We start from the raw sequence: 25,133 nt of genomic DNA on the forward strand, positions 1-25,133 counted from the left end.
GTCATCCGAACCCTGAATGCGATCAATACTGGAACGAGGTTAAACGCGGTACTCCCAGCTCTTTGGATCTGTTCAGACCTGAGGTTATCCTCGCGGGTTCAACTCGGTCCCCGGCCCATCCCCGGGGAGTCAGAGAGTTTTCACGTTGTACTTTCTGGCCAGTTTCATCAAATTCCTGTCAAAGCTGACCAGGGGCAGTTCATTGATAATGGAATGGGACAGAATGATCACGCCGTTGTAGTGGGATAGCTTCTCCGACGAGATGATCTCCAGTCCCTTCCTCAACACCCTGGAGTTGTCCTCCGAGAGCTCCGCTTTCTCATGATTCAGGTAGGAGATCACGTCACCTATCCTGCTGTCCAGCCCATTCCTCCTGAAAAACCAGACCATCTCATGCCACAAGAGGAGGGATAACCCATCTCTCAAGCTGATCCAGAATTCTCTCTCCTTATGGAACTCCGAGTCCTCAACGTAATCGAAAATGAGTACGTCGGTGTCAACCACTGCCCTCATTCATTCCCTCCTCTATGTCCCTTTCCACCTCATCCACGGTGAGCTTCCTGTTCAGTTTTATCCTGGGCCTCCTGCTCCTGGCCTTCCTTATTACGATCTCGTCGTTGTTGAGGGTGATCTCCACGATGTCGCCCTCCCTTATGTCCAGTTTCTCCCTTATGGATGCAGGAATGGTAACCTGGTAATTCCTTGTTACCTTGACCCTTTCCATGAGTTACTGGGCGAATAACTGGAATAAAAACACTTCTAGTATGGAACGTCCAGGAGAACAGTTTCAGCGGGAAAGATGCCGTTACGTGAGTCTGCGCCCGGGCTTCACGTGCCACAGCGTTAGTACCCTGTGTAATTTTTACCCAGTGCTCTTTGAACGGAGTCCGTGCCAGAGGATAAAATTGATCAAAACCGCTGGTGAAGATGATGGAAACAGGTGCCATCGCTTCATGGGTGATGGTGCCTCGCGAAGGTTTAGTTACGAGTGATGTGGAGAGCACCAGGGACCGGGGACCTGGGTAGATACTCACCGGAAAAGCCACCAGGACTTTGAGAGGAGTCCCGGGGACTAGTATCGGGTCCGGGGTTCACCAGTGAACTGAGAATTTAGTTGCCGTCTCGCTACCTGCGGGACCCGTTCCAGTGTACCCCACTACCTGGATTATCAAATGGAAGAAGATCATTCATGGCGAAACGTCTGTGAGTGTGAACCCTCCAGCTCAGTTCACGGGTGTGTCGGTATCCCACCACGTTCTCCTCGAAAGATCTGGAAAACTGGTCGCGATGCCCTCACGCATGGGTATCTGTTAAGTGACGTCCTCCGTTCTCTTTCAATTTGAGATCTGGTGAAAGCCGGAGGTCCTTGATTGGGTAACCCTGCACCACCTTCAGCACGTTAAGGTCCAGGGAATTCGGCACGAGCTCATGCCTTGTTAAAAGTTTATCTTACCTGTGGTTTAGAGTTAAACCAGTGGGATGCGGTGGAGGAGGGATCCATGGGTCCAGGTCCGGCACCTGGTTCCATGAACAAACCGTGACCACACCTGCCTGATCAGGAAGTTCCCTATCTTAATGTTATCTATCTTAATGTGTTTTCTGAAAACTAAGCCTTGTCCATAATGACACCATGGCTCAGCCAAACCTTATCGTGACGTGATCCATCTGTACAGGAATTTAGGTGCGGGTTAATCGGCTATCTGCGGAATATTCATGGAATGACCCGAAGGCAATCCGCTAACGGCCGATCCCGATACCTCACGGGAGTGGGCAGTTATCTAAACTTTTAAGGAAATGGTGGGTTTTGTGGATAATGAGAATAACCATTAACTCCCTTGGCCCCCTTCATGACACCTCCCTGGATTTCAGCTCGCCCATTACTGTCCTGTTTGGCAGGTCCAACTCAGGAAAGTCCTTCGTTCTGAAGGCGATTTACTCTTCCCTCAGCTTTCTGGACAAGAGCAACAACATTGAACTAGCCAGCCTTTCAATCCCCTACTTTAGGGTAGACTCTCCCAAAGAGGTTTATTTGGATATTCCAGTGAACCTAAAACTAGAGGAGTTAATCGGGACATATAGGGCGAGCTTTGTTGGAGATGCAGATTACGAGATTAACATTGGCAAATCGTCCATAAGAGATATAATGGAATCGGCAACGACAATGCTCGTAAGGACCGAGTTTAAACAAGTAAAACGTGTCACACCCGTCATCTGTCCCGATACAGGATACAGCATTGAGATGAGAATGGTGAAGGGGGTACTGAATATAGTAGCCAAGAACTATGATAGAGTGAATGATGAGGAGGCATGTATGGGAGCGTTGAGCCGTGAGGTAAGACAAGGAATAATTTTCTATCTGAGCCGGGAGGTTATCGGAAGGATATTTAACTCCCTGGGAGTAGGGCTAGGTTTACCTAGTGTGAGGTTCATAAGCTATGGCAGGTTCCTTAAGCTATTGGGGGGTACTGGCACATTAAGAACACCTTGGACAGGACCTCGGTATTTTAGAAGCTCGTCTTACTGGATCTCTAGAAATCTAAACACACTAGATTCAGTTAATGAGGAAATTGCGAAACTATTCGGGCTGAACCTCGAGGTAAGAGATAGAAGACTCTTCGTGAATGGGCATTACATCATGCATTCTTCCGCAAGCCTGGTTGAGATGTCGTCCATTTACCTTTCCCTGGCTGACAGTAGTGGGGGACTGGTGCTCATTGAGGAACCAGAATCACAGCTGGACATATATAACCAAGTACGAATGGCCCTGATCCTTTACAACCTTTCACAGAGGTTCAGGTTAATCATTACTACGCATAGCGAGGTCATACTACTGACGCTGGCCATGCTTTCACAATATCATTCCTGCCTCAAGGATATCCACGAATTTAGCGAGGAGTTCGATATAGGGATACCACTGGGGGAACCTACGAAGGTGAACTTCTATTTTGTAAAGGATGGGAAGTTACACCATAAGACGTCAGAGGAGATCCTTGAGAACGACGAGATTTTTCTGGATGTTAACAGGAGGTTACTGAAGGTTAACTCGGCCCTGTATGAGAAATGGTCCAGGGAGTGCCAAGAAAAAGAGGGTAAAGAAGGTAGAGAAAATGACCACTGATGTTTCTATAAAGGATGGTGAGTGTGAACTGGTGACAGACTGCATACTTTATCTCTCTTTCGAGAATGCCAGGGTGGTAAGAAGCGGAGAACATCCAGAGGGAGTTTGTGTTAGGAACGGAGAAGTAATCTACATCGAGATGAAGTATATGAGCTCGAACCCCACAGATGATCTTTTGGATAATATAAGAGAGAAGATGAGTAAGGTGGATATACACAGGGGAAAATCAGATGAGGGGTACCTTAATAACAATTACATCCAGTGTTCAAAGTTCTTAATTGAACAGATAAGAGGAGGCAGAGTCAGCTTTTTCCTAGTGGTTCCAGCTATGTTCATCTCTACGTTCTATGCCACAATAAAGGGATTCAGGTTTCTGAAGGGAAGATTTGATGAATTTTGTATTGTAGCTTGCGGTTCCAGTATTAATAAGATTGATAAAAATTGGAACTGTATAAATTTTTGATATCGGGATGGGTTTGGGCAAGCCTGTCATGATGGTTGTCCTCATCCCTCCTCTCTTCACAGCCTCTCCGCTCTCTGCGTAATTCGTTCATTGTTATCCTGATCCCATAAACTTCCTGAATTCGGTTTTGGGGTGGTTCTCATCATTTATCATGCTCTTTTCATGTTCCATAATCCGCACGGACGAACTCACGCCTTCCTATCCCTTCAGCATTAACGCTTAAACACTTGAACGAGAACTTTTTTGGAGTATCTCTTTCATCGTAAGATGCCCTAGGTATGGAAAGGCTTCTGATGAATGGAGGTAGGCACATTCTCTATCGGGGTTTCCTGAAAGGATTGTCATCAAGGAAAGAATAGATCATGACCTGTAGATTATTAGTGGCCAACGATACAAGGTATTTAATACTCCCCGCACGGACTTTATTGTATGCCCAGCAGAGCCAGGGACTGGTTAAGGCAGGCCGAGAGGAACCTCAGGTCAGCTGAGGTCAACTACCAGAACGGACTTTACGAGGAGACGTGTTACGAGTCCCAGCAGACTGCTGAGAAGGCGGTGAAGGCCCTACTGAACCACTTGCACAGGGAGGAGAAGGGAAGCGCCATAACCCTGCTTCTTCAGCAGGTGACCGTGGAGATTCTCGGGGTGATGGAGTGCGCCCAGGAACTGGATAAGCACTATATTCCCTCCCGTTACCCCGACGCGTATGCCGAGGGTGCTCCCCTGGATTTCTACAACAGGGCCAACGGAGAGCGTTGTATGGAGTGTGCAAGGATGGTACTAGACTGGGTGAGGAGCCACGTGGATATGTGAGCTGATTCAGGACCTGGAACCAAGGCTGGTGATACTCTTTGGATCCTACGCCAGGGGAGACTACACCAACAACAGCGACATAGACGTGCTGGTGGTGTCGGATAGGCTTCCCGAGGACCCCAGGGAGGCCTTTGCGCTGGCGTACAGGTACCCGAGGGTTATGCCCACAGCCTACAATAGCGAGGTGTTCCTGAGGAAGTTGAGAGAAGGGAGCACCTTCCTGCTTGAGGTCATTGAGGACGGTAAGGTGCTGTGCGGTGATGAGGAGTTCATCTCGTTAACAATGGAGATTTTCAGGGAAGTGAGGAAGAGGTATAGGAGGGAGGGAAAAGTCTGGATGTGGTGAGGCCGGGGAACTCGTCTGCTACAGTAAGGATTATTACGGTGAACAGTCTCCTCTTTATTAGTGAGTGACTTAACATGGAAGACCTCTTGAACAACCAGGAGTTCATTGAGAAGGTAGCGAGGGCTGTTCTGGAAAGGATCAAGAATGAAGTGGTCATATCATCTCTGGAAGAGGTTAAGGATGAGGTCGGGGAGCTGAAGGGAGACATGAATGGGTTGAAGAAGGATGTCGGGGAGCTGAAGGGAGACATGAATGGGTTGAAGAAGGATGTCGGGGAGCTGAAGGAGGAGCTTAAAGTCGTCAATGAGAACGGGAGAAGACAGGGTGAGAGGCTGGACAGGCTGGAGACCCTGGTCACAGAACATGGAGCCAAGCTGGACCGGTTGGAAAGGGAAATGAGAAACATGAGGTGGGAACTCAAGGCATACACCTCAAGAGGAGGAGTTCACATGGAGAGGGCCATGTTAAATCTCTACAGGGAGGCATTGCTACTTCACGGGATAAATCCCTCAGGGGTAAAGCACGGCGAGATAGAGGACGAGAAGGGGTTGATAGTGAAGGGGCGAAAATTCGAGATTGACTTCTACGAGGAGGGAGAGAGGATCTACGTCTTCGAGATAAAGACAAACTGTTCCAAGGACGATCTGGATCAGCTGATCGTGAGAAGGAAGCTAGTGGAGAACAGCTCCAGTCTGGGAGGGAAGGAGATCATACCCTACCTGGTGTGTAACGTGATCTCGAGGAGACTGATGAGGATGGCCGAGGAGGACGGGATCAGGGTTATAGCCGGAACCCTCACCGGAAGGGAGACCAGGAGGTCAGGATAGGGGATCTGGTCTCCTTGAACCCCGGGGAGCGCCATCCCTAGTATGAATCCACGGCTGAGGAGAGCTGACCCGGTACCCGGTCGTACAGGGACGGGAAAACCTTATAATTAATCATTCGATAATTTAGTATATGTCAGTAGAGGAGATTAATCGGGATATGGAGAGGGCCCAGGAGTACGAGGAGACCACCTCGAGGGTCTCACCCCTGGGGGAGAACAGGTTTGAACTATCCACGGGCATCATAATCGCAGCCAGGTTCGCCGACAAGCTGAGGAGGGTGGCCCTAGTTTCCCTGAACAGGATAGTTCCAAGGGACGTGATAATAAGGGACGTGTCGGAGTTGAACAAGGAGCTATTCAACAGGTTAACGGAAATGAAGATTGGGAAGCTGGACCTGGTTAAGATTGTGGTTGAGGTCAGGTTCAACAGGGATGAGAAGAAGCTTTACTTCGAGAACGTGAAGATAACCAGATATTACACGGAGGAACAGTGCAGGGCCATGAACTCTGCCATCAGTCAGGAATACGAGAAGATGAAGAAGGAACTCAGTCAGATTAAGGCCACCCTTGAACAGTTAACCAAGTCAATCTGATTTTTACCATGAACCATCACGGGAAAGTGGAGCCTTTTCCGCCTGAAACGATGAAGGGAGAAAAACCTGTTCCTCAAGAAGGAATGTCGTAGACGTAGTCGTGGGCCTCCAGCTCTCGGCATTCTCCCCTTTACGGCCTTCTTCAACATCACCCTTAAGGACCTTTCCCCGTCCATGAACAGCGGTTCATGATCCATGTAGTAGACTGTCTCAAGTATTCCCTCTCCTCCTTCCCTTGTCAGCTGTGATGAATAGCACCCTACCGCTGTTTTGCAGGTTTGGACACAGCATCTGCCTCCTCAGGACGTCCATGATCACGGGTGCCTTCGATCTGTCAAACATGGGTTGCATACTCTCCAGTTCCCTGTACACCACCTCCTGATTTCCCACCAGGGCTGAGATCTGTGAGGAGGACTCCCTCAGGGATATCTCCCTCCTGTAACTTGGGTACGCTCGCCCTGGACATTATCTCCCCTATCTTCTCCACGAACTGAACTCTCCCGCAACTTTCTCGCCCTTCATCACTCCTGGACCAGTTGGTCCACGCTGACACCGGTCCCACTGGACACGGGCAACCATCCACAGGGCCGTGAGCCTGTAGTGCTCCTCAAAGAAGGCCCTGGTCCACCTGCTGTGACCCTGCGTTCTCCAGAGAGAATCGATGATAATTGACTGATGACGAATTATGGGGTTTTGGCTACCTTCTCCACCTTGGTGACCTCGTCTACCACCCTCACATACCTGTTCAGGAGGAGCAGTAGCACTACTACGATGGGTATCAGGGCTCCGAAAAGCGTCCTTAATCCCACCACGTCGGCCACCAGCCCCGCAACTGAAGGGGTCACAACTCCTATCACCATCATGGTTGCGAAGAACTGACTGTTGGCCGGGTTCCTCTCCTCAGGTTTGAAGGTTCTGCTTATGGAGATGATGGAGAGAGGGTAAGTTAGACCGTGGGGGAAACCCAGGATCAGTAGGGCCAGGGTGAACAGGAGAACGTTCCCCGAGAGAACCAGGAGGAGGAGACCAAGCCCAGTCATGGAGATGGCCAGCACGGCGTGTGCCCTGACCGAATCAGGTGGCCTGATCGAGAGGTAAATCCTGGCAAGGAAGGAGGTTGCAAAGAACAGGGAGAAGAGTCCCTCAACCTCGGCGTAACTCACGTGGAGTTGCTGAACAGCGTAAATACCTCCGAAGGAGAGAATCACGGAAAAGGGAACGTTATACGCTAGTATGTTTATTACCGCAGTGATGAAACCTGGATTCCTGACCACGTTTACCCTGGCGCTGACGTTCCTCTCCTCGGGAAACCTGATGAACAGGGAGAGCACTCCCGCCACGATACCCAGGGGAGCAAAGAACAGGAAGGTGAAGGGAACAGGGTAAAAGCGAAGGATCGCGCTCTCAAGGGCTGGACCTGCGACCAGGCTCGCGCTAAGGGCCAGGGTATAGATGGAGAGCAACCTTTCCCTGGCCCTCCTGTCCTCAAGGAGACCCGCTGAGTTAATGATGTTGGGCATAATGGACCCCAGGGAGAGCCCCGCCAGGAGGGACACAATCCAGATCGTGATGGAGTTAACCAGATAGAAGGATGGAAGGATCACCGCATATGCCAGGGAGGAAATGACGAATACCTTCCTCCTCACATGGCTTCTCAGCCTTGCGTTCACTATTCCGCTGGTCACGAAGGTTCCAAGCGACATGAGTCCAGACAGGAAGCCCACCTGCGTCTGGGTGAAGTGAAAGTAGAACTTGGAGAGTAGCGGGATGGTGGTGCCTATCATGTTGTTCGAGGCCCTCACCGCGAAGGTCATGGAAACTATGATCAGCAAAACCTGTATGAACTCCAGGTTTCTCCTGTTCATGAGGATATGGATATCAATGTTACCTATTTAAGGGTTACGCGATCCGGTGAAGCTCAGCTCGTCGTAGGGTTAACTCACTCCGTGAATGGGTAAGTTAAGCCCCTGAAACTGAATGGGGTGATGACCCTATCTCGTGGTGTCGTCTTGTTTTAAGGTTCAAGGAGTTGAATGCGAGGCCACGAGGCCATAAAACAAACAGGTTATATGCGAAATTGACGTGACTTACCTTACTCCTTAAAAATTTTACAACTTGATAGTGCCTAGTTTGAGTTTTATCCATCATTGACGTGTAAAGGAACGGTTTATAGTTAATGATTTTTATTCCAATACGTGAAATAATAGACAAAATAGAGGCTACGTTAATCTCTATCATGTTCTAAAACAAATTTGTGCAGGTTTGACCACACCACGCTAATGTGGATTTTCTGAAAACTGAGCCCAATCCATCGTGAGACCATGGCCCAGCTAGCCTTATCCTGTCGTGATTCACTCAAATACTCCACACCAACACACGCCGGATTTTATCAATTCTTTTCAATATTCCTAAAACTAGTTAAGGAAGTTTCTGTTCTAAACATTCCTACTCTTGTTATGAAATTTTCAGATAATCTAGTTTAGTGGAATAAAAGTTTTTCTGATTTGTCTGATTGAAAGTAGCTCTAAATAGCGTTAATGATAGTGTATCATATGACCAAGAAGATAGTGATTATTGGTGGAGGAATAGGTGGAATGGGAGTTGCCACCACCCTTGCTGGAAAGTTAAACGCTGAGATCACCGTGGTGAACAAGGAGGACTACTACCTTGCAGGGCCGTCGAGGCCACTGATCCTGACGGGGGAGCAGACATATGACAGGGCGATAAGGGGTTACGAGAAGGCTGGAGAGAAGGGGATAAGGGTGGTTGTGGGCAACGTGACCAGGGTGGATCCGGAGAACAGGAAGGTGTACCTGGCCGAGTCAAGCTTCGGTGCAGTGAGGGAGATGAATTACGACTACCTGGTTCTGGCCACGGGAATAGTTTTTGACGGCTCGTCAATCACGGGAATGGACAGGTTCTGGTGGAAGAACACCACCGTGTACGATCCAGGGAGGGTGAACGTGCTCAAGGAGAAGCTGTGGACACAGAACGAGGGAACGGTGGTGGTCTATGCCCCCAAGGCACCCTACAGGTGTGCCCCAGCGCCCACGGAGACTGCCCTGCTTGCACACACGGTGCTGAGCCACAGGGGAGTGAGGGGGAAGTTCAGGATAGTTCACATTGACGCTAATGACAAGACCCAGCCACCCTTCATTGCCGACGTGGTGAAGCAGGTCTACGAGAAGGCTGGAATTGAGCTGGTAACCGGCCAGGAGATAACGGAGGTGAACGGGAACCAGGTTGTGACCAGGTCTGGAGAGAGGTACAACTACACAATCCTTGCCCTCCTGGAACCCAACAGGGCTCCCAGGTTTGTGGAGGAGGCTGGGCTGGGCTCTCCCTTCGTTGATGTCAGGTCTCCCCAGGACCTGAGACATCCCAAGTACGACGATGTCCTGGCCGTGGGTGACGTGGCGAAGTTGCCTTTCCCCAAGAACCAAGAGATAGCCTTTGAGAGCTCCCTCTTTGCCTCCAACAAGATAATGGAGATGGAGGGAGTATCGGAGAGGGTTCCGGTCCAGTACGCCTTCGTGGGATGGGCTTACATGGGCAACCTGGAGGGCAAGCTCGAGACCATGAGCCTGCAGTTCCAGCTGGACCTCACTACGCAACCTCCGAAGCCGGGGAAGGACCCGCAACTCAAGAGGGAGTACACGATACAGAAGGATAAATGGGAACAGGCCTACCTGGAGAGGCTGTTCGGATACAGGGTATGAGTTTTTTGGTTGAACCTATGGATTACCTGTGCCCTCTCACGGTGGGTTCATTTTTTGGTCGGGAAATACGGGAGTAATCTTCTACTCATCGGTAGTGGTTTTGATTGATTTTCGTCACACGGCATTGGTGTGTGGAGTTTTTGAATTCACGTCAGGATAAGGTTTAGCTGAGCCATGGTGTCCTATGGATAGGGCTTAGTTTTCAGAAAATCCACACTACACGGCATGAGCATCATTCAAGAACACTGGATAAAAATCGCATAGTTGGCGTGGGACCCAGGCCCATAGGTCCACGGGGTTCTACGTTATCTGGGCAGATGTATGAAGCGACAGCATCTCCCATCAGAAGGCTCACTCTCTTCCCTGAAGTATCTCCTTTGCAGCCATCACTGTTCCCCTCATCCCAGGTTCATCAGGTTGCAGTTTATATCTATCCCCGTCCTTCATCACGAACTCGAGGTCAACCAGCCTCTTCAACATTTCATATACCCTGGGCTCTGGAATCTCCTCACCCAGGATGGAACTGGCAACCTTCACTATTTCGTTTAGAGTGGCGCTCCTAACCCGATCAAGTGCCAGAATTATGGCTGAGTACCTGAAGGGTGACTGGCTCGCCTCAAGGAAATTCAAAACCTCGCTCTTGACCTCCTCCGTTGCCCTATCCACTATTTTCTCAAGGTTGGGCTTCAAACCGTGTTTTACTCCAAAGGAGTATTCCGAGCCGAAAAGGGTGAGCCATCCTGGTATCCCATCCAGAAGGTCCACCACCCCCTCAATTACGTCCCTTTCCACCTTGACTCCTTCCTCCCTGAATCCCCTCTCAAGGAAATCGACGCTCTGATCCCTCGTGAATCTTCCCAGGGGTACAGTACGAATGTATCTACCGAAGAATGGCTCCGAGTACTCCATGGTCAGGACCCTCTCCACAAGTCTGGACTGACTGCCGGTGAACACGATTACCGTGTTTTCGCAGTTGTCATAAACATGGTGAAATATGGAGGAAAAGTTCACCCCCGTAACCTTGGAAAGCTCCTGCGATTCGTCCAGCACCACCACGAGTTTCTTTCCGTTATCCCTCGCAAGGGAGTTCATCTCGGAGAGCAAGTAGGATATGTCCTGCCCCCTCAACCTCTTGAGCCTCGCCTTCAACTTCAGGCTGTTAAGGTCCAGCTCTCCCTGCCCTTCCACTCCAAGAATGTTAGAGACAATCCTGATCGCCTTCCCCAGTGCCGTGTAATTCCTGATGGAAGTGTTGACGCTCTCCAGAAAGAGCCTTATGAAATCTTCCTTGGGGTACTGCTTTTTCCTGGGGTCGTACAACCTCATGAGGTTTACCTGAATAACGGCGCTGTTTGTCTCCTTCACTGCCACGTTTACAAGGCTGGTCTTTCCCACCCTCTTGGGGCCAATTACTGAGACCCACTCCCTTCTTTCAATGCTCTCCTTTATCATGTCAATTTCCCTTTCCCTGTCGTAAAGGTCCCTCCTATCCTCCTTGGGTCGTGTGCTGAACAGCAATTATACGGCACCGTAATGATTACGGCACCGTATAATTAAAATTTTAGGTTTGAGGACCATCATGATCTCTCAAGGCCCAACCGACTCGGACTGAGCCATCTGGTATGGACATCATGAGATCGAGAAAGCATGGAACCATGAGAGCGCCAAGACATACCAAGAACAGAACTGAGTTGGTCGTGTGGATAGTCACATTCAATCCCACGTTAAGGTCAGGGAACGTGAAATCGTTCTGAAGGCGAAACCAATCAGGAAAGAACTCTAACCGGGTGCTCTTATCCCGTCAGTGAAGGGATGGAGGCCTCAAGCTAACCCAGATCGTAAAACACCCTCTCCGAGGAGACTAGGTAGAGGAACAGAGACACCGGGATCCTCCTCTGATTCTGGTCATACTCGTCCATGGTGAGAACATATCCAGGCATCCTGGACCTGGCCCTCACCCTACTGCTCCACTTCACCTCCACTCCGATCCCCTTAACCACGAAATCCACTTCCCTCCCATCCTTGAAAAAGGTGAAGAGACTTTCACCGTATTCCCTGGCGAGATGTTCCCCGACCACTCCCTCTATCAACAGCGGGATCTCCTCTGTCTCAACGTCCTTTCCCAGGGAATATCTCTTCATCACCCTGAAAAGGAATGGATCCACGAAGTAGACTTTCTTCAGCGATCTGTAGTTCACTTTCCCGTTCTCCCACTTCCTGAAGGTTCTCGTGAGGAAGAGCCTCTCCGTTAACTCCAGGTACTCGGACACGGTGGTGTGCGAGACCGAGATATCCCTGGCTATCCCGTTATCTGATATCCTGCTTCCGTAACTCTCCACTATCCTGGAGATGATCTGCTTGAACACGGTTTCACTCCTTCCCGTCTTGGCTATTTCGCTGAGGAAGGTGTCCCTGTAGGTCTCGTAATGGGGACCGGGTCCCAGGTTTGTGGCGAAGAAACCTCCCCTCTCCAGGTAGTCCAGGAGAGCCTTGTTAAGGGATGAGAGGTGTGGGAGAAGCTTCCTTGCCTCTCCCAGCATTCCCTCCAGATCGTTCACGGGAACCGTGGGGGCCTCCAGCTTCCTGGAGAAAAGGTTGAAGTACATTCTGAAGTTGAGGGGGTAATACACGGTCTTACGGAGGGACCTTCCAGGGAGGGTCTCCCTGCTAAGGCTTATGGAGGACGATCCCGACACATAGACCAGCGAGTTTCTCAGGTAACCTGCATTGAAGAGGTGGAGGAGGGCAATGTTCCATTCCCTCACCGATGTGATTTCATCCAGGAAAATGAAGCTTTCCTCCCCATTTACTAGGGTCCTGTACTCGTGAATCAGCTGAACCAGATCCTCCCTCCTTGAGAGCGAATCGCATGAAAAGTAGAACACCTTTCTCGGTTCTACCTCCTGGAGGAGAGTCCTTATGGTGGTCTTCAGGTAAGTGGTCTTGCCCACCTGCCTGGGGCCAAGGAGGAGAAGGTTCTCCCTGAGCACTGGAAGGGAGTACCTGGCCCTCCTCACGTGTTCGTCATTCTCTATGCTGGAGGGATTAGGTCCACCACGGATTCTGAAAGCTCATCTGGGAAACAAGAGACATGATAGTTAGGTGGCAAGTTTGCCTATAAAGTTGAGTGATTGATGGCAAGTTTACCGGAAAAGTTGATAGTTAAGTGGCAAGAATAGTTGATTAAGCTTGTGGGCCGTCTCCAATCATGTCAGGATGTGAAATTACGGTACCTTCAGTGTGTGAAGTAACCGCGATCAAGGACCGTTGAGTTCTGTGAGATGTCAAATTGAAAGAGAACTGAAGACGTAGCTTAACAGTGTACTATGGTACATGTATGTCTCTACCTGATGCTCCAGATTGAGTGCCAGTAAAGCTAAAAATTTAATCAAAAATGCTGGGTGGAAACTCCACATAATGTGATCGCGCAGGCATATTTTAACTTTCAGGGAATATAATGCGAACCCGTTATGTCGTAATGATGATATGCTAACACGACGAAACCGTGGACTTCCTCAAGTGTTTAGGTGACTCTAAGCTGGACGAAGAACTGGAAGAAGATCAGATCCGTTGTAGACCAACTTTCCTGAGAATCTCCCTCACCCTCTCATTCCCGTTGGGAGGCACATCAAGTCTGAGCCATCTGAAAGCTGCGAGGGCGGCCTCATGTATCTCGCTATCCGAGAAACCCTCAAACATCTGGAGATACCTGGAACAATCTACCCACGTGGAACTTTCGTCATAGTAATAAAGAGAGTCCCCTTTGATCCTGAAGTCAGAAACGTTCATCTCCTGGCTTATGGATATAAGGTAAGCTAGGTCGAAACTCTTAGTCTCATCATACCTCCGCTTGAGGCAGTTTATAATACCCTGAATCCAATCCTGATCCGACAGTAGCATGAATGCCGTACTGTGATGAGTCTGATAAAACCCATTTTCCTGAAGGATAAGGAGAGAGGGAGGAGAGTGAGAGTATTCGCGTTACATCGAAGGATCTGGACCTGGTATTAAATTGTCTGGCCCTTTTAGCGTATTGAATTTTTACCTCCAACTTTCCTTATACTGGCTTGAGGCTGGAAAGAGGCCCTGTCTGGATCCTTTACCGTAACTGTTCTCAGTACACGTGTTTCACGTCTCCCGGCAGGGACCTGGCCCAGTGGGCCACGGGTGGGAAGAACCTGTCCTCAGGCTCCACAACCACCTCCACGAGACTTGGAGTGGTCCTCATGGCCTGATCCACGACATCACCTATCTCCTCGTCAGTTGAGATCCTGTAAGCCCTGAGCCCAAACCCCTCGGCTATCTTCACGTAATCCAGGGAGGAGAAATCAGTTCCCCTGACGTCCCTGCCCTGAACCCTCATCTCTGCCCTTATCCATCCGTAGCTGGAGTTGTTGAACAGGAATACCACCACGTCACTCTTTAACCTGGAAATGGTCTCCAGCTCCCCTGCTGAGAAGCCGAAGCTACCGTCCCCGCTCATGGCCAGAACCTGCCTCCCCGATCCCAGCTGTGCACCTATTGAGGCGGGGATGGAGTAACCCAGTCCCCCGAGCCCGTAGTTGAAAATGAAGTGCCTTCCCGCTTTCCTGGTGCGGAACAGGGCAGAGGTGTAAATGGCCCCAACTCCCGGATCGGCAACGATCACCTGGTCCTCCACCCTCCTCTCAAGCTCCTTGATGAACCTGACGGGATTAACGCGGTCTCCCCTGACGCCAGCTACCTCCTCTATCCTTGAGTCGAACTCCTTCCTGTTCACCCTGATCTCCCTCTTCCTCACTTCACGGGACCTCAACTCCTTGATGATCTCCCTCAGGGTGGCCTTGACGTCTCCAATGAGCGAGATGGCGTTGTAGTTATTTCCCACCTCTGCCTCGCTCACGTCCAGCTGAATCACGGTCTTGGACCTGGAAGGATACCTCCACCTGTCAGTGTTGGCTGAATCGGCGTTGGATCCCACCAGGAAGACAAGGTCCGCCTCCTCGAGGAAGGAATTGGAGAAACTCGTCCCTCCCCTTCCTCCCACAACTCCTATGGAGAGGGGGTGATACTCTGAGATGCATCCCTTCCCTGTGATCGTGGTTCCCACGGGGGTTCCCAGCAACTCCGCCAGCTCCGCGACCTCGTCCCACGCCCTCGAGTAGAGGGCCCCCTGTCCGCACACCAGGACCGGATTTACGCTGTCAAGGAGGGCAGAGACGGCGAGCCGGATGGCGTCCTGGTCGGCAACCGGTCTCTGCGCAGGATACCTCGAGAACTCCCTCTGTGGGGGGAGAGTAATGGAGCCCTCCTCCTCAAGTACGTGGGAGGGTATCCTGAGGTGAACTGGTCCGGGTCTCCCCGCGGTGGCTAGCCTGAAGGCCCTCCTCACGGCGTGAGAGAGATCGTCAGCCCTGATCACGGTGATGGAGTCCTTGGTGTATGGCCTGAACAGGGCAGTTTGATCCAGTGAGGTAAGCATGTTCATTTTCTCGCCGTAAAGGTCTGTGTCGGTGGTGATCACGATCACGGGGGAAGAGGATTTGTAAGCCTCAATAACTCCGGGTAACATGTATGGCGAGCCCACGCTGGGACCCTCCACAACCCCAGGTTTGAAGCTCGCCCTAGCGTAGGCATCGGCCATGTAAACTGCGTTCCTCTCATCCCTGGTTATCACGTGGAGTCCTGCAAGTTCAGGGTAATAGGGGATCGAGGTTTCTCCGGGCAAACCGAAAACGTGTTCCACGTCATAATCCTTCAAAAGACTCAAGAGAAGAGTTGAACCCTTCATGGGGGATAGGAGTGAACCATGTTTAAAACTTTGTTCCTGGACCCTTGTTTAAGGTCATGATGTGGACCATACAGACATACTACACGTTTGAAGAGAAAGGTGGTCCATTACCGGAATTTACAGTCTAGGCCTAGTCAGGGCTCCTTTAATACAGCAAAATGCGGTAGCCCCGCAATTCCCTGTCCATGTGTTTCCTTTACCAGGTTTTTCATCTCAATGGAAACCAATTGGCTTCACGCTGATATGAAGCGTCCAGCGGAGAACGCCAAGATAACTTTTCCCCTGCATCGCCCGTGAAACAGGTAGGACCATCATAGTTTACAAGGAGAGGAAAATCGGACTAAAACCCCAGGGCTAAATTTTCACTGAAGGAGCCTGTTCCTTTCATGCCAGTCCTTCAATCCCTGATATCTCTCCTCCACAGCCCTCCTCATGAACTGAATTGGATCCTCCCTATTTATTCTCAGGGAGTTCTTTACCAGGTCCTCAACCTTCTTCCTGTTTTTCAACTGCTCCACGGCCTCCTTCCCGTAAATCTCCTCAAGGAGGAGGAGACCCGTCTCCGTAACATATCCTATGTTCCATTCAGCATTGTAATCGCTGACCACCTCAACCCTGTAATCCGGGAAGGCCTTTGCCAGCCTGTACTTCACCTGAACGGCCACCATGTCAGCGAGGGTACAGTTCCTGTTGGCGGTGAAGATCAGCCTGACAAAAATCCTGCCATCCTCTACCCTTATCTCCCTGACCAGGCCCAGATCGTATATGTTAACAGGTATCTCGGGATCGTAAACCTGCCTCAGTATTTCCACTATCCTGTCCTTCAAACTCCTACCTCCCTGAGGTAGTTCTCATGGTTTCTCCTTATCTCCGAAACAACCCTGTCGAAGCTCTCACCGAAGATATCCCTGAAGCCCTGTATTCCCTCATATGACCTGGCCGACCATTCGTCCAGCCAAGGCTTAATCACTCCCTTGAGGCTTGGCTCCTTACCCAAGGCATACCTGAACAGTTCAGCTATCTGATGTCTATGCCTCAACGTGTCGTTATGGAATGACATATGTATGTGCCTCATCATCTCATCCCCCTTACTGGCGAAGACCTCAGGAAGCTTGTCCACGAGGAGCTCGTCCAGCACGAACTTGGCTGCGAGGGTGAAACCCACCAGGTTCTCGCCAACATCGTATGTGGCCAGCAGGATCTCCATGAGCTTCCTGGTGGGCTGGAACACCGGACTCTCCTCGAACTGTTTCCTCCCTAAGGTCCCGAACCCGAACTCCGGATAAACAATGTCCAGCATCTTTATCCTCTGCGCAACTCTCTGCACCCTCCTCATGTGGTCCATTTCCATGAACACGAAAACGTTGGAGATTGAACTTGTGGGGGCCATGGACATAAGGTAGGCCGAATCCATCTGCATGGTATGGAATACAAACCTCAGGGGATCATACACATCCCTGTACAGTTTAAGGACGTCCTCCGTTAGCCTCTGGTCGTACCTGGTGGCCACAATCTCCTCGTATAACTTGTCAAGATAGGTCTCGTTATCGTCCGCCATGGAATTGTAGGTCCAGTAGGTGAGCTTGTAGGGATCTTCGTAGTCATGCCATTGACCTCTCATGAAGAGGGGTTTGATCAGGGGTGAGTTATCCCTGAAATGTATGTACCACTTCTGTGTAAGATGATTCTCTCCAAGTTCGAAGGGTCCGTGATCGTAAATGTAGGTCGGCGATCTGGGATCTGACCAATAGGAGAGCGCGTATGTCACCACCTGATACTCAGAGGGTTTCTTCCTGCCCAGCTTCTTCTCCAGCATCGGCCATGTTGACCAGACCCTCCTGTATCCCCTGTACTCATAATCCCTGAAGAAGGGATCGCCTTCAGGCTTATTCTTAAATGCCCCAAAGAGTTCCTTGTACCTCCTGTACCACTCCAGTTCCTCAAGTTTTGTCATCTCTCACACCTCCAGATACCACCTTATCTGCTCCCCAGACACTTGAATCTTCCCTGCAAAGGAACTCATCCTTATCTCCACCTCGCCCGGGAACCTCACCTCTCTGCCGTCCAGTTCCTCAAGTCTTGACTTCCTAAGCACCAGCTCCCTCTCTCCCAGGACCCTGAGATATGATCCCCTATCCACAACTCCCATGAAGGTCTTAGGATTGTCCAGCGCAATGGCCTCCACTATGACGTAGGAGAAGTCGTCCTTCATCAGAACTGGCCCCACCATGTCTGGGGGTAGTTTGCTCAGATCTGTTATCTGATATTTATTTAAAATTGATTCAAGAGTTAAATCCAAACTCACCTATTACACCTCCTCTTTTGTACATGGAGAACCATTTTACCTTGAATTCAGATACGGGCACGGATGGAATCTTCACAAAAATATCATTACCTTCCACCTTCAGATCGAGGGGGAAAAGTGTACTCCCCATGGGGTTAATGCTCTCCCCCGTAAATGCATCGTATTCCCACAGGTGAACGGGGCAGACTATCCTGTTCTCGCCATCGAAGGAGGTCTCATCCAGCAGACCCAGTGCGTGAGCACATCTGGCATAATAGGCCTTCAACTCTCCGTTTTTATTTAAAATTAAAACCTCGTATCTATTGATCTCGAATACCTTTGCTTCTCCGTCATAGATTTCGTCTAATGAACACACTCTTTCGAACTTTCCAGGGTACTCCATGTTATCGCCTCAGTTTTCCCTCTCTCTCAAGTCTTTTTATTATACTCAACCTTTCGATCTCATCCTGGAAAAGATTAGCCGGGGATCTTGGAGCTTCCTTGATCATCTCCTCGGTCTCCTTGATGATCTTGTATATCTCGTCATTCTGATTCTCGGGTTTCCAGAACTCCTCCTTGGGAGGCCACCACACCAGCCATAGAACGCTATAAGGATGCATCACGTCCTTGACCTTGGCCTCAGGGTCCAGGACCTGACCGGTGAAGTAGTCCACAAGGCGCATTTCCTTCTTCTTATCCCATACCAGAACATTTACCGTGAGGCTCTTGAGTATCTCCGTAGCCTCCCTCACCGTTATATTGGTGGGTAATATCCCTGGGAGCCAGACCGTCCCCTCCTCCGGTACAAAGACCACGGGAATGAGATCAGCGCTCATCTCTATCCCTCCACGTACTTCTTGATCCTGTTCTCAAAATCCCTGTCCTTTTCCTTGTACAGGAGGGCGTAGGCACCATCAGTGGGATCCAGTCCAGCCTCTCCGTCCTCTGTCTGACCCATGTCCCATATCACCTCGTCAAGAAGCCTCTTAGGGTCAGCATAGGCCTGATCGGTGAACTGGATCAGTCCCTCAAGCACTCTCTGGGTATAGGTTCTTTTACCGGCATATCTCTCGGGTTCCTGATCAAATATCCAGGCGCATGCAGGACTATCAAGGGTATAGATCTTCCCCTTGTATTCTCTCAGGTAAATTCTCAAATGCTTCTTGGGAACAGGGGCCTGAATCGGAACCTGACAAACGGCACAAAGGTGAACGGCCGTTAAGGGAAGAGGAATCTGTCCATCTATTATCTTTTTGATGTAGAAGTCCCACACACTCCCGAAGGTGTTTTCCCAATGAGGATACTTTTCATTGAGCCACTTCCTCTCATCCGGGGCTGGCCCCCTGAAGGCAACCGGGATGGTTCTCCTCCATGTGTAAAGGCCTATTAAGAACGTATGATGCCAGTAGTCCACCTCCAGTTCGAACCACTTCCAGTACCAAGGTATCCTTATTCCGTAATCCTCCAGTAGCCTCTTGAACTGTGCCCCAACCCACTCTGTTATGAATTCCTTGTAGGACATGATTCTGGCGTCGAGGGGAGTTAAGTAGTCCATTGACACTCCAGTGAGTGCCCCAATAAGCCTGAGTGAGAGCCAGAATCCCTTAGCGACCAGGTATTCTCCCGCCTCCTTGTAAGCGGGGCCCTTCTCTCTCATTTTCAGAGCAAATTCCACCGAGCTCCTGTATTTCTTGGCTAGATCATTGGATATGGCCATAAGGTTCTGCTTGACCTCTGCCCTGGTTTTTCCCAGACCTGTTTCGCTCGACATCAACAGGGCTTATCCCTTATATATTTTAACCATTCCTCTAACAGGTTTGACAAAGTTAACATTTTCACGGGTTAGTTATCATGATTGTAATTTTGATACGTGTGCTTTCATGGATCCATCCCGGACTGTTGCGCCCTCATGTAACGTTGACACAGGGACTTTGTCACGTAGAATCACGAATATTACCGGATATTGGAGTATGGAGTATCTGTTTAGGTACGTCTCCGGTTCTCTTCCAATTTTACATTTCATAGAAACCTGTAGGTCTTTGATAAGCGACTCACATACCACTTTGATTACATCAACTCCTCACACTAGGTACACATGTGTTAACTAAAAGAGTTGGAGAGTCTGTATCAGAGGGGTTTCCGAAAATCTTGACTGAATCTCCGCACGGCTCAATGACAGTACTTTACAGCGCAATGTATAACGCGCCCCTGATTCCCGAACATCTCTTGTCTTCAACTTTCTCAACGTCCCTACAGTGTGTGGAGTGTTTGAATGAATCACGTCAAGACAAGGCTTGGATGAACCATGTTGTCACGATAAATAAGGCTTATTTTCAGAAGATCTACCTAGTAATGTTCCCAGGAGGGCTTTGAATTATGTAAAGGTTTCCCTTTAACACATGGTTTAACCGAGCTACCACATGATTAACATGGGCCTAGTTTTTGAAAAATTCTAACTAAATATTCGCTAAAATAAAAAAAATTAGATTTTCTTCTCCAGGTTTTTGGCCAATGTGGTGGTGTCCACGAAGACCTTGAGCACTGGATGCCCTATCTGGGCGTGCCTGGACTCGTCCGTCTGTATGCTCTGGGTAGCGGTGGAGAACACGTAATCGTTGGACTTATTTGCCATGGCAGCAAAGGCTATGAATTGCAGGTTTGTGAAACCTGTCTCGAACGCAAATGTGGTCAGTAGGGCAAATTCTATGGCAGTGGTACCGGTGATGGTATCGTCGAAGAATGACCTAGCAGCTATGGGAAGCCATCCGTCCTCCCAGAACATCTTGTGGGCTGATGCGAACTTTGGATTAACCTGAACATTATCATGGGCCATTAATAACTGAAGTTGTGCGTGTCTTACCTCATCCATGGAACCGAAAGTGGACAGGTTTCTCCACTCGCCGGACTTACCGAACCTGGCCATCCTGCTCTCAGCTATGGACGCGGTGTACTCTGGGATTGGGACCGCGTTTATGTGAAAACAGAACGAGCCCTGATGATACGTCTGATCAAGCTTCTTTACCAGTTCGGACCTTAACCCTGCCTCCCTTACAGCGAAAAATCTCTGATCCTTTTCCCTTTGATTCTTAACGTATTCCCTGTAGGTCACCCTGTAAGGTGCGTTATAAAGCTCCTCCCAGACCCCTATGGGAAGATTCGGCACACCTGTCATATCAACTGGGAACAGTTCCTCCTCTGACACGTATTTTGGGGTCCACTCCAGTCTGTTAGCTAGCTCATAGTATTCATCCCTGGTGGGCAACCTAGGTTCCTGTGGGTTCATATACATCTACTTGAAGTGATCTTGGTTTTTAAAAAACGTATTTCAAACATGTTTAAACAGAATCGCCTGCCGTTAGATGCGCTACTCCCAATGAGATCCATTCAGAAGAATGGTGAAATTATAGATTTCGAGGAGATAGGACCCGTCTGTTTAAATATTTGATAAATAGTTTATATTATCACGCGATATATCAAATTAACTTCGTAATATTAGATATCCCTCACCGGGATCAGGGAGTGCGCAACAGACCTTGGGATGAATCAAGAAGCGTATTACCCTCAAATACCTTCTGTGGGCGTTAATACTTTGTGCAAGTTTTTACCCGGTGCTCTGTGTGTGGTGTTCTGGCCAGAGGATAAAAATAATCAAAAGAACGAGTAGTGTGTGGAGTTACTGTAATCAAAGGTCTTTAGTTTCTGCCAGATGTCAAATTGAAAGAGAGTCAAAGACGTCACTCAACAGATGCTTCACATACTAAAGAACCAGAGAAGAAACCGGGGAAAATGAAGAACCGTCTTTCCAGTTAGAACGAGAAAGTAGGAAAAAATGAGAACTTAGATTTTGGCTCCAAGCTTCTGCCTGACAATTTCTTTCAAATCATCACTTACCTTATTCGCGGGTATTGGACTACCCAGCCAGAACGCCTCCTTAACGTGTCCCCAGTAGTATAACCATCTATCCCCATCTTCCTTTGTGTTCCAGACAACAGGTTCCCAATCAGGAACGGTGTTGATGTAGCCTCCATGCAGTAGCTCTATAACGTTACCTCCGGGCTCCTTGACGTATAGGGAGTGACTATCGGTTATTCCGTGACGTAACGGACCACCCACAATCTCAAGCCCGTAGTCTGTGTAGAAATCTGCAGCTTTCAGCAGGTCGTCCGCATAGTCCACATTGAAGGTGACGTGATTCAATCTAGCTGGCACGCCCTCCGGATCAAGGCCTATCGCAAGATCGTGCGCTGTGCCGTTCACAGCCATCCAGTAAGCCACAGAATGTTCACCCTCCTTTAGAATTTCATTAACTTTGAAGGTCAACTGTTTGAGAAGGCCCACTGTCTGAGTTAACGCGTTATCATCATGGGCAAAGATGAATATATGAGACAGATCCCTCGCCTGAACTCCTCTCAGTGGTTTCCTCATGGGCCTTGCCCTGTAACCGGATCTCAGATCGCCTGAGGCCCTCCATGTCTTCATCTCCCACACTACCTTGCCCACCTGACCACTTGGAAGCACAAACCTGTAACCCTTACCTATTCCCATGTCGGGTTCTCCCTGATCCCAGCCAAGGCCCAGACCCTTTGACTCAATTATTCCCACCGCATCCCTCAAATCCTGTTCGCTGTATGTTCTCCAAGTTATTTCATTGACACCGCTGGTGTCGGACTCTGTAACTTTCAGACTATAGGAGTACCAGTCTTCCCATCCCCTTAAATAGACGGATCTACCCTTTCTCCCCACCTCATGAAGCCCAAGTATGTCCTTGAAAAACCACAGGGTATCATCAATCTTGGGCGTGAGGATTTCCACGCTAGCTAACTGGGAGAGTAACTTGTTTACCATAAAATCACTAATAACGTAGCATCTTCTCAGAAATAATAAGCGTTGTTCGAACAAGTTTCACGATGATGGCATACATCATCTTTAGATCATGATCCTTGTTTGAGGCTTAGAACATGATAGAGATTGACATAAACTATATTCTTCAATTTTATTTAGTGTGTGGATTTTCTGAAAACTGAGCCTTACCCATCGTGTCACATGGCTCAGCTAAGCCTTATCCTGACGTGATTCATTCAAATACTCCACACACTAAATTTTATTGTATAAAACTGTAGAGTGGATTTTCTGAAAACTGAGCCTTACCCATCGTGTCACATGGCTCAACCAAGCCTCATCCTACTGCGATTCACTCAGGTACTCCACACACCAGTGAAACTGAAAAATACCATTCTGCCAAATGACGGAGTGTTGGAGATAGGCGGACGTTTAAACTTGTTGACCATGTTGTAAAACTTTTTGGTGAGCAGTGAGCGGAGAATCTGTTAAGCGACACCTTCGGCTCTCTTTCAATTTGACATATCGCAGAAACCTGGAGGCCTTTGATCCATGACTCCGCACACCAGGCTGTGAGAGAGACAGCCTCAATTCCACGTACAACCTGAGAAGTGCTTTACCAGGGATGTGGGCTCGTGCACGCTTTACTTTCGTGTCCAGGATTCGCCTGGCGAAATTCGAGGCCATGCGTGATGTCAGGGGCCAGGGACACGGATCCCGGCGAGTACCCTGTCCCTGGACAGGAGTTCTGTCCGTGTAGCTGTTCGGCAAATTTCGACCATTGAGAAAGGCTGTTCCCAAGGAATGCAGACATTTTGCGACTCAGGTCCCTCACGAGTTCAGGATAGACCCATGGGTCGAATTCTTAACTGCCTGTATGATAGTGTAATCGGGTGGTAGGATGGAGGTATATGAGAAGAAGAGTATAACCCAGGACCTTGCCCTCAAGCTCGTGGAGGGGGCCGTGAAAAAGGCAAAGGAGATGGGGAAGGCATTTGTCATAGCGGTGGTGGATGAGAGCGGAGTCCTGAAGGCCTTCCTTAGAATGGATAACGCACCTTACATAAGTGTCCAGGTGGCTATGAACAAGGCCTACACTGCCGCAGGTTTTGGCATTCCAACCCACCAGTGGTATGACATGCTCAAGGGAGATCCTGCACTTCAACTGGGGGCTCCCTGCGAAATAGAGAAACTGGTGGTGTTCGGAGGAGGTTACCCCATAACGGTTGAGGGTAGGGTTGTGGGAGGAATAGGGGTAAGCGGAGGATCGGCGGAAGAGGACATGAAAGTGGCCAAGGCGGCGCTGGAATACCTGGGCCTCTCCTGAACTGTTTAACACGGGGCAACCAGAGAGTACGAGATGGCCCGGGATGATTAGAACGATCCTCTCCCCTTATTACTTTCTTCATCCCTGGAAACTGCATTAACCATGTTCTGAAACGTCAGGTCCCTCAGGTATCTCCTTATCAGGCTCTGCTCGGCAGATCTCAGGTGATAGGTGAATGTGGACTTACTCATGCCGAAAAGCTTTGAAATGCTGTCAGACTTGATCCTCTTGGGAAAGTCAAAATACCCGTTCTTATATGCCGTAATCAGGATCTGTAACTCCTTGGGTGATAGATCATCCTCCTCAACCTGCAGATCCCCGGTTGAGATTATCTCCAGGTTTCCCTTGGACTTGAGGGCCTCCACCAGCTCGTGTATATAACTCTCGTAAATCAGCAACCTCCAGAACTCCCTGCCCCTGAATTTTAAACCTTCCATAACTATACCATCATGGGACTGGATCGTGTCCATGACACTGTTCTTGTACCTTTTCCTGAAATCGAACAGAATCCTGTCCCCGTCATCTAGAGAGAGTGAAGAGTAACCCAGGAAGCTCCTTGTTCTCTTTATTTCAGAGATGAGATTCTTGTGTTTCCTGTCAACGACTATTATGGACCGTATGTAATCTTTCTCATTGTTTACGTTTAGATGGAGGGTTTTAACGGGGTAATTGCCAACCAGGCTAGTCCAGCAGGTTTCGTGATTTATGGCTATGACAACCTCCTTGAGGTTATTCCTCAATAACTATAACCCATATTGTTTTCGCCCTTTAGATTTTAAACTTTCTCTAAAGAACCGAGTTTTTCATTGTAAAATTCACGACGCAAGTAAACGGAGTCCTGTATGGAGAAGAAACCACACGGAACTAAACACGTGGTTCGGGTTCATGTGTCCCCACCCGTTCTCCTGGAGCATGTTCCAAACCTGTGCCCCGTCATTTCTTGAACTTCACTGGTGGAAGTGATGCAATGGGTGAATGAGGGGAAGAGCTGAGTCCCGTCAGCATCGCGAAATTCGCACGTGGCCTCGCCTTCTC

Annotated in this window: 26 protein-coding genes and 1 pseudogene; 9 read left to right on the top strand and 18 right to left on the bottom strand. The window is 49.4% G+C overall.

The window, feature by feature from the left end; translation table 11 throughout:
• Nucleotides 1-129 precede the first annotated feature (129 nt).
• Nucleotides 130-513 (bottom strand): PIN domain-containing protein, encoded by a 384-nt coding sequence (locus L3N51_RS07345; protein WP_238026402.1) that lies wholly within the window; start codon nt 511-513, stop codon nt 130-132.
• Nucleotides 497-724: an AbrB/MazE/SpoVT family DNA-binding domain-containing protein gene (locus L3N51_RS07350; protein WP_238026403.1), complete on the bottom strand. Its 228-nt coding sequence runs from the start codon at nt 722-724 to the stop codon at nt 497-499. The genes L3N51_RS07345 and L3N51_RS07350 overlap by 17 nt, the downstream gene beginning before the upstream one ends.
• Nucleotides 725-1,813: 1,089 nt before the next feature.
• Here L3N51_RS07350 and L3N51_RS07355 point away from each other — a divergent pair.
• The 6 genes from L3N51_RS07355 (at nt 1,814) to L3N51_RS07380 (ending at nt 6,159) form a co-directional block, all read left to right on the top strand.
• Nucleotides 1,814-3,118 (top strand): AAA family ATPase, encoded by a 1,305-nt coding sequence (locus tag L3N51_RS07355; RefSeq protein ID WP_238026405.1) that lies wholly within the window; start codon nt 1,814-1,816, stop codon nt 3,116-3,118.
• The gene (locus tag L3N51_RS07360) at nt 3,108-3,581 is read left to right on the top strand and encodes a hypothetical protein (protein ID WP_238026407.1); all 474 of its coding nucleotides are present in this window, start codon (nt 3,108-3,110) and stop codon (nt 3,579-3,581) included. The genes L3N51_RS07355 and L3N51_RS07360 overlap by 11 nt, the downstream gene beginning before the upstream one ends.
• A 429-nt stretch (nt 3,582-4,010) precedes the next feature.
• The gene (locus tag L3N51_RS07365) at nt 4,011-4,394 is read left to right on the top strand and encodes a HEPN domain-containing protein (protein WP_238026409.1); all 384 of its coding nucleotides are present in this window, start codon (nt 4,011-4,013) and stop codon (nt 4,392-4,394) included.
• Nucleotides 4,387-4,740, top strand: coding sequence for a nucleotidyltransferase domain-containing protein (locus tag L3N51_RS07370; protein WP_320056943.1), 354 nt, complete (start codon nt 4,387-4,389; stop codon nt 4,738-4,740). The genes L3N51_RS07365 and L3N51_RS07370 overlap by 8 nt, the downstream gene beginning before the upstream one ends.
• Nucleotides 4,741-4,814: 74 nt before the next feature.
• A complete protein-coding gene (locus L3N51_RS07375) occupies nt 4,815-5,567 on the top strand; it encodes a hypothetical protein (protein WP_238026411.1) in 753 nt (250 codons plus the stop codon).
• 130 nt (nt 5,568-5,697) lie between these two features.
• Nucleotides 5,698-6,159: a DUF2258 domain-containing protein gene (locus tag L3N51_RS07380; RefSeq protein WP_238026412.1), complete on the top strand. Its 462-nt coding sequence runs from the start codon at nt 5,698-5,700 to the stop codon at nt 6,157-6,159.
• 210 nt (nt 6,160-6,369) lie between these two features.
• Here the strand turns inward: L3N51_RS07380 and L3N51_RS12555 are convergent, their stop codons facing one another.
• The 3 genes from L3N51_RS12555 to L3N51_RS07390 form a co-directional block, all read right to left on the bottom strand.
• Nucleotides 6,370-6,501 carry a hypothetical protein gene (locus L3N51_RS12555; RefSeq protein WP_255776212.1) on the bottom strand — a complete coding sequence of 44 codons (132 nt, stop codon included), beginning with the start codon at nt 6,499-6,501 and terminating at the stop codon, nt 6,370-6,372.
• A complete protein-coding gene (locus tag L3N51_RS07385; RefSeq protein WP_238026413.1) occupies nt 6,494-6,742 on the bottom strand; it encodes a hypothetical protein in 249 nt (82 codons plus the stop codon). Before L3N51_RS07385 ends, L3N51_RS12555 begins: the two co-directional genes overlap by 8 nt.
• Before the next feature lie 100 nt (nt 6,743-6,842).
• Entirely contained in the window at nt 6,843-8,024 is a 1,182-nt protein-coding gene (locus tag L3N51_RS07390) for an MFS transporter (protein WP_238026414.1), read from the bottom strand.
• Nucleotides 8,025-8,711: 687 nt separating this feature from the next.
• Between L3N51_RS07390 and L3N51_RS07395 the strand changes: the two genes are divergently transcribed.
• A complete protein-coding gene (locus tag L3N51_RS07395; RefSeq protein ID WP_238026415.1) occupies nt 8,712-9,878 on the top strand; it encodes an FAD-dependent oxidoreductase in 1,167 nt (388 codons plus the stop codon).
• A 351-nt stretch (nt 9,879-10,229) separates the two neighbouring features.
• Here the strand turns inward: L3N51_RS07395 and L3N51_RS07400 are convergent, their stop codons facing one another.
• Nucleotides 10,230-11,396 (bottom strand): AAA family ATPase, encoded by a 1,167-nt coding sequence (locus tag L3N51_RS07400; protein ID WP_238026416.1) that lies wholly within the window; start codon nt 11,394-11,396, stop codon nt 10,230-10,232.
• Nucleotides 11,397-11,509: 113 nt separating this feature from the next.
• On the opposite strand from L3N51_RS07400, the gene L3N51_RS12560 reads away from it, so the two are divergent.
• Complete coding sequence (locus L3N51_RS12560) at nt 11,510-11,632, top strand: hypothetical protein (RefSeq protein ID WP_255776213.1); 123 nt, start codon at nt 11,510-11,512, stop codon at nt 11,630-11,632.
• A 72-nt stretch (nt 11,633-11,704) separates the two neighbouring features.
• On the opposite strand, the pseudogene L3N51_RS07405 reads toward L3N51_RS12560, so the two are convergent.
• The 11 genes and pseudogenes from L3N51_RS07405 to L3N51_RS07455 all read right to left on the bottom strand — a co-directional run bounded on the left by L3N51_RS07405 (nt 11,705) and on the right by L3N51_RS07455 (nt 22,777).
• A pseudogene (locus L3N51_RS07405) lies at nt 11,705-12,971 on the bottom strand (ATP-binding protein).
• A 468-nt stretch (nt 12,972-13,439) separates the two neighbouring features.
• A complete protein-coding gene (locus tag L3N51_RS07410; RefSeq protein ID WP_238026418.1) occupies nt 13,440-13,778 on the bottom strand; it encodes a hypothetical protein in 339 nt (112 codons plus the stop codon).
• A gap of 214 nt (nt 13,779-13,992) precedes the next feature.
• Nucleotides 13,993-15,648, bottom strand: a complete 1,656-nt coding sequence (locus tag L3N51_RS07415; RefSeq protein WP_238026420.1) for a thiamine pyrophosphate-binding protein — start codon at nt 15,646-15,648, stop codon at nt 13,993-13,995.
• 362 nt (nt 15,649-16,010) lie between these two features.
• Complete coding sequence (locus tag L3N51_RS07420) at nt 16,011-16,475, bottom strand: metal-sulfur cluster assembly factor (RefSeq protein WP_238026422.1); 465 nt, start codon at nt 16,473-16,475, stop codon at nt 16,011-16,013.
• Nucleotides 16,472-17,602 (bottom strand): toluene monooxygenase, encoded by a 1,131-nt coding sequence (locus L3N51_RS07425; protein WP_238026423.1) that lies wholly within the window; start codon nt 17,600-17,602, stop codon nt 16,472-16,474. Before L3N51_RS07425 ends, L3N51_RS07420 begins: the two co-directional genes overlap by 4 nt.
• Before the next feature lie 3 nt (nt 17,603-17,605).
• On the bottom strand, nt 17,606-17,953 hold the full coding sequence (locus L3N51_RS07430; RefSeq protein ID WP_238026424.1) for an MmoB/DmpM family protein: 348 nt from the start codon (nt 17,951-17,953) through the stop codon (nt 17,606-17,608).
• Nucleotides 17,931-18,335 carry a Rieske 2Fe-2S domain-containing protein gene (locus tag L3N51_RS07435; protein WP_238026426.1) on the bottom strand — a complete coding sequence of 135 codons (405 nt, stop codon included), beginning with the start codon at nt 18,333-18,335 and terminating at the stop codon, nt 17,931-17,933. The genes L3N51_RS07430 and L3N51_RS07435 overlap by 23 nt, the downstream gene beginning before the upstream one ends.
• Before the next feature lies 1 nt (nt 18,336).
• Nucleotides 18,337-18,768, bottom strand: coding sequence for a hypothetical protein (locus L3N51_RS07440; RefSeq protein ID WP_238026427.1), 432 nt, complete (start codon nt 18,766-18,768; stop codon nt 18,337-18,339).
• 2 nt (nt 18,769-18,770) lie between these two features.
• Nucleotides 18,771-19,703 (bottom strand): YHS domain-containing protein, encoded by a 933-nt coding sequence (locus tag L3N51_RS07445; RefSeq protein WP_238026428.1) that lies wholly within the window; start codon nt 19,701-19,703, stop codon nt 18,771-18,773.
• A gap of 711 nt (nt 19,704-20,414) precedes the next feature.
• On the bottom strand, nt 20,415-21,215 hold the full coding sequence (locus tag L3N51_RS07450) for a toluene hydroxylase (RefSeq protein WP_238026429.1): 801 nt from the start codon (nt 21,213-21,215) through the stop codon (nt 20,415-20,417).
• Between the two features lie 554 nt (nt 21,216-21,769).
• Nucleotides 21,770-22,777: a VOC family protein gene (locus L3N51_RS07455; RefSeq protein ID WP_238026430.1), complete on the bottom strand. Its 1,008-nt coding sequence runs from the start codon at nt 22,775-22,777 to the stop codon at nt 21,770-21,772.
• Between the two features lie 895 nt (nt 22,778-23,672).
• On the opposite strand from L3N51_RS07455, the gene L3N51_RS07460 reads away from it, so the two are divergent.
• On the top strand, nt 23,673-24,098 hold the full coding sequence (locus L3N51_RS07460; RefSeq protein WP_238026431.1) for a GlcG/HbpS family heme-binding protein: 426 nt from the start codon (nt 23,673-23,675) through the stop codon (nt 24,096-24,098).
• A 47-nt stretch (nt 24,099-24,145) separates the two neighbouring features.
• On the opposite strand, the gene L3N51_RS07465 is transcribed toward L3N51_RS07460, so the two are convergent.
• Nucleotides 24,146-24,838 (bottom strand): helix-turn-helix domain-containing protein, encoded by a 693-nt coding sequence (locus L3N51_RS07465; RefSeq protein ID WP_238026432.1) that lies wholly within the window; start codon nt 24,836-24,838, stop codon nt 24,146-24,148.
• Between the last annotated feature and the right edge of the window lie 295 nt (nt 24,839-25,133).

Source organism: Metallosphaera javensis (ex Hofmann et al. 2022) (assembly GCF_022064045.1).
In the GTDB taxonomy this organism is placed as follows: domain Archaea; phylum Thermoproteota; class Thermoprotei_A; order Sulfolobales; family Sulfolobaceae; genus Metallosphaera; species Metallosphaera javensis.

Coding starts and splice junctions, on each gene's coding strand:
- L3N51_RS07435 (WP_238026426.1), bottom strand. CDS start 18,335: ATGGAGTACCCTGGAAAGTTCGAAAGAGTGTGTTCATTAGACGAAATC.
- L3N51_RS07380 (WP_238026412.1), top strand. CDS start 5,698: ATGTCAGTAGAGGAGATTAATCGGGATATGGAGAGGGCCCAGGAGTAC.
- L3N51_RS07455 (WP_238026430.1), bottom strand. CDS start 22,777: ATGGTAAACAAGTTACTCTCCCAGTTAGCTAGCGTGGAAATCCTCACG.
- L3N51_RS07395 (WP_238026415.1), top strand. CDS start 8,712: ATGACCAAGAAGATAGTGATTATTGGTGGAGGAATAGGTGGAATGGGA.
- L3N51_RS07425 (WP_238026423.1), bottom strand. CDS start 17,602: ATGACAAAACTTGAGGAACTGGAGTGGTACAGGAGGTACAAGGAACTC.
- L3N51_RS07440 (WP_238026427.1), bottom strand. CDS start 18,768: ATGAGCGCTGATCTCATTCCCGTGGTCTTTGTACCGGAGGAGGGGACG.
- L3N51_RS07460 (WP_238026431.1), top strand. CDS start 23,673: ATGGAGGTATATGAGAAGAAGAGTATAACCCAGGACCTTGCCCTCAAG.
- L3N51_RS12555 (WP_255776212.1), bottom strand. CDS start 6,501: ATGTTTGACAGATCGAAGGCACCCGTGATCATGGACGTCCTGAGGAGG.
- L3N51_RS07450 (WP_238026429.1), bottom strand. CDS start 21,215: ATGAACCCACAGGAACCTAGGTTGCCCACCAGGGATGAATACTATGAG.
- L3N51_RS12560 (WP_255776213.1), top strand. CDS start 11,510: ATGAGATCGAGAAAGCATGGAACCATGAGAGCGCCAAGACATACCAAG.
- L3N51_RS07360 (WP_238026407.1), top strand. CDS start 3,108: ATGACCACTGATGTTTCTATAAAGGATGGTGAGTGTGAACTGGTGACA.
- L3N51_RS07345 (WP_238026402.1), bottom strand. CDS start 513: ATGAGGGCAGTGGTTGACACCGACGTACTCATTTTCGATTACGTTGAG.
- L3N51_RS07365 (WP_238026409.1), top strand. CDS start 4,011: ATGCCCAGCAGAGCCAGGGACTGGTTAAGGCAGGCCGAGAGGAACCTC.
- L3N51_RS07350 (WP_238026403.1), bottom strand. CDS start 724: ATGGAAAGGGTCAAGGTAACAAGGAATTACCAGGTTACCATTCCTGCA.
- L3N51_RS07415 (WP_238026420.1), bottom strand. CDS start 15,648: ATGAAGGGTTCAACTCTTCTCTTGAGTCTTTTGAAGGATTATGACGTG.
- L3N51_RS07375 (WP_238026411.1), top strand. CDS start 4,815: ATGGAAGACCTCTTGAACAACCAGGAGTTCATTGAGAAGGTAGCGAGG.
- L3N51_RS07355 (WP_238026405.1), top strand. CDS start 1,814: ATGAGAATAACCATTAACTCCCTTGGCCCCCTTCATGACACCTCCCTG.
- L3N51_RS07410 (WP_238026418.1), bottom strand. CDS start 13,778: ATGCTACTGTCGGATCAGGATTGGATTCAGGGTATTATAAACTGCCTC.
- L3N51_RS07390 (WP_238026414.1), bottom strand. CDS start 8,024: ATGAACAGGAGAAACCTGGAGTTCATACAGGTTTTGCTGATCATAGTT.
- L3N51_RS07445 (WP_238026428.1), bottom strand. CDS start 19,703: ATGTCGAGCGAAACAGGTCTGGGAAAAACCAGGGCAGAGGTCAAGCAG.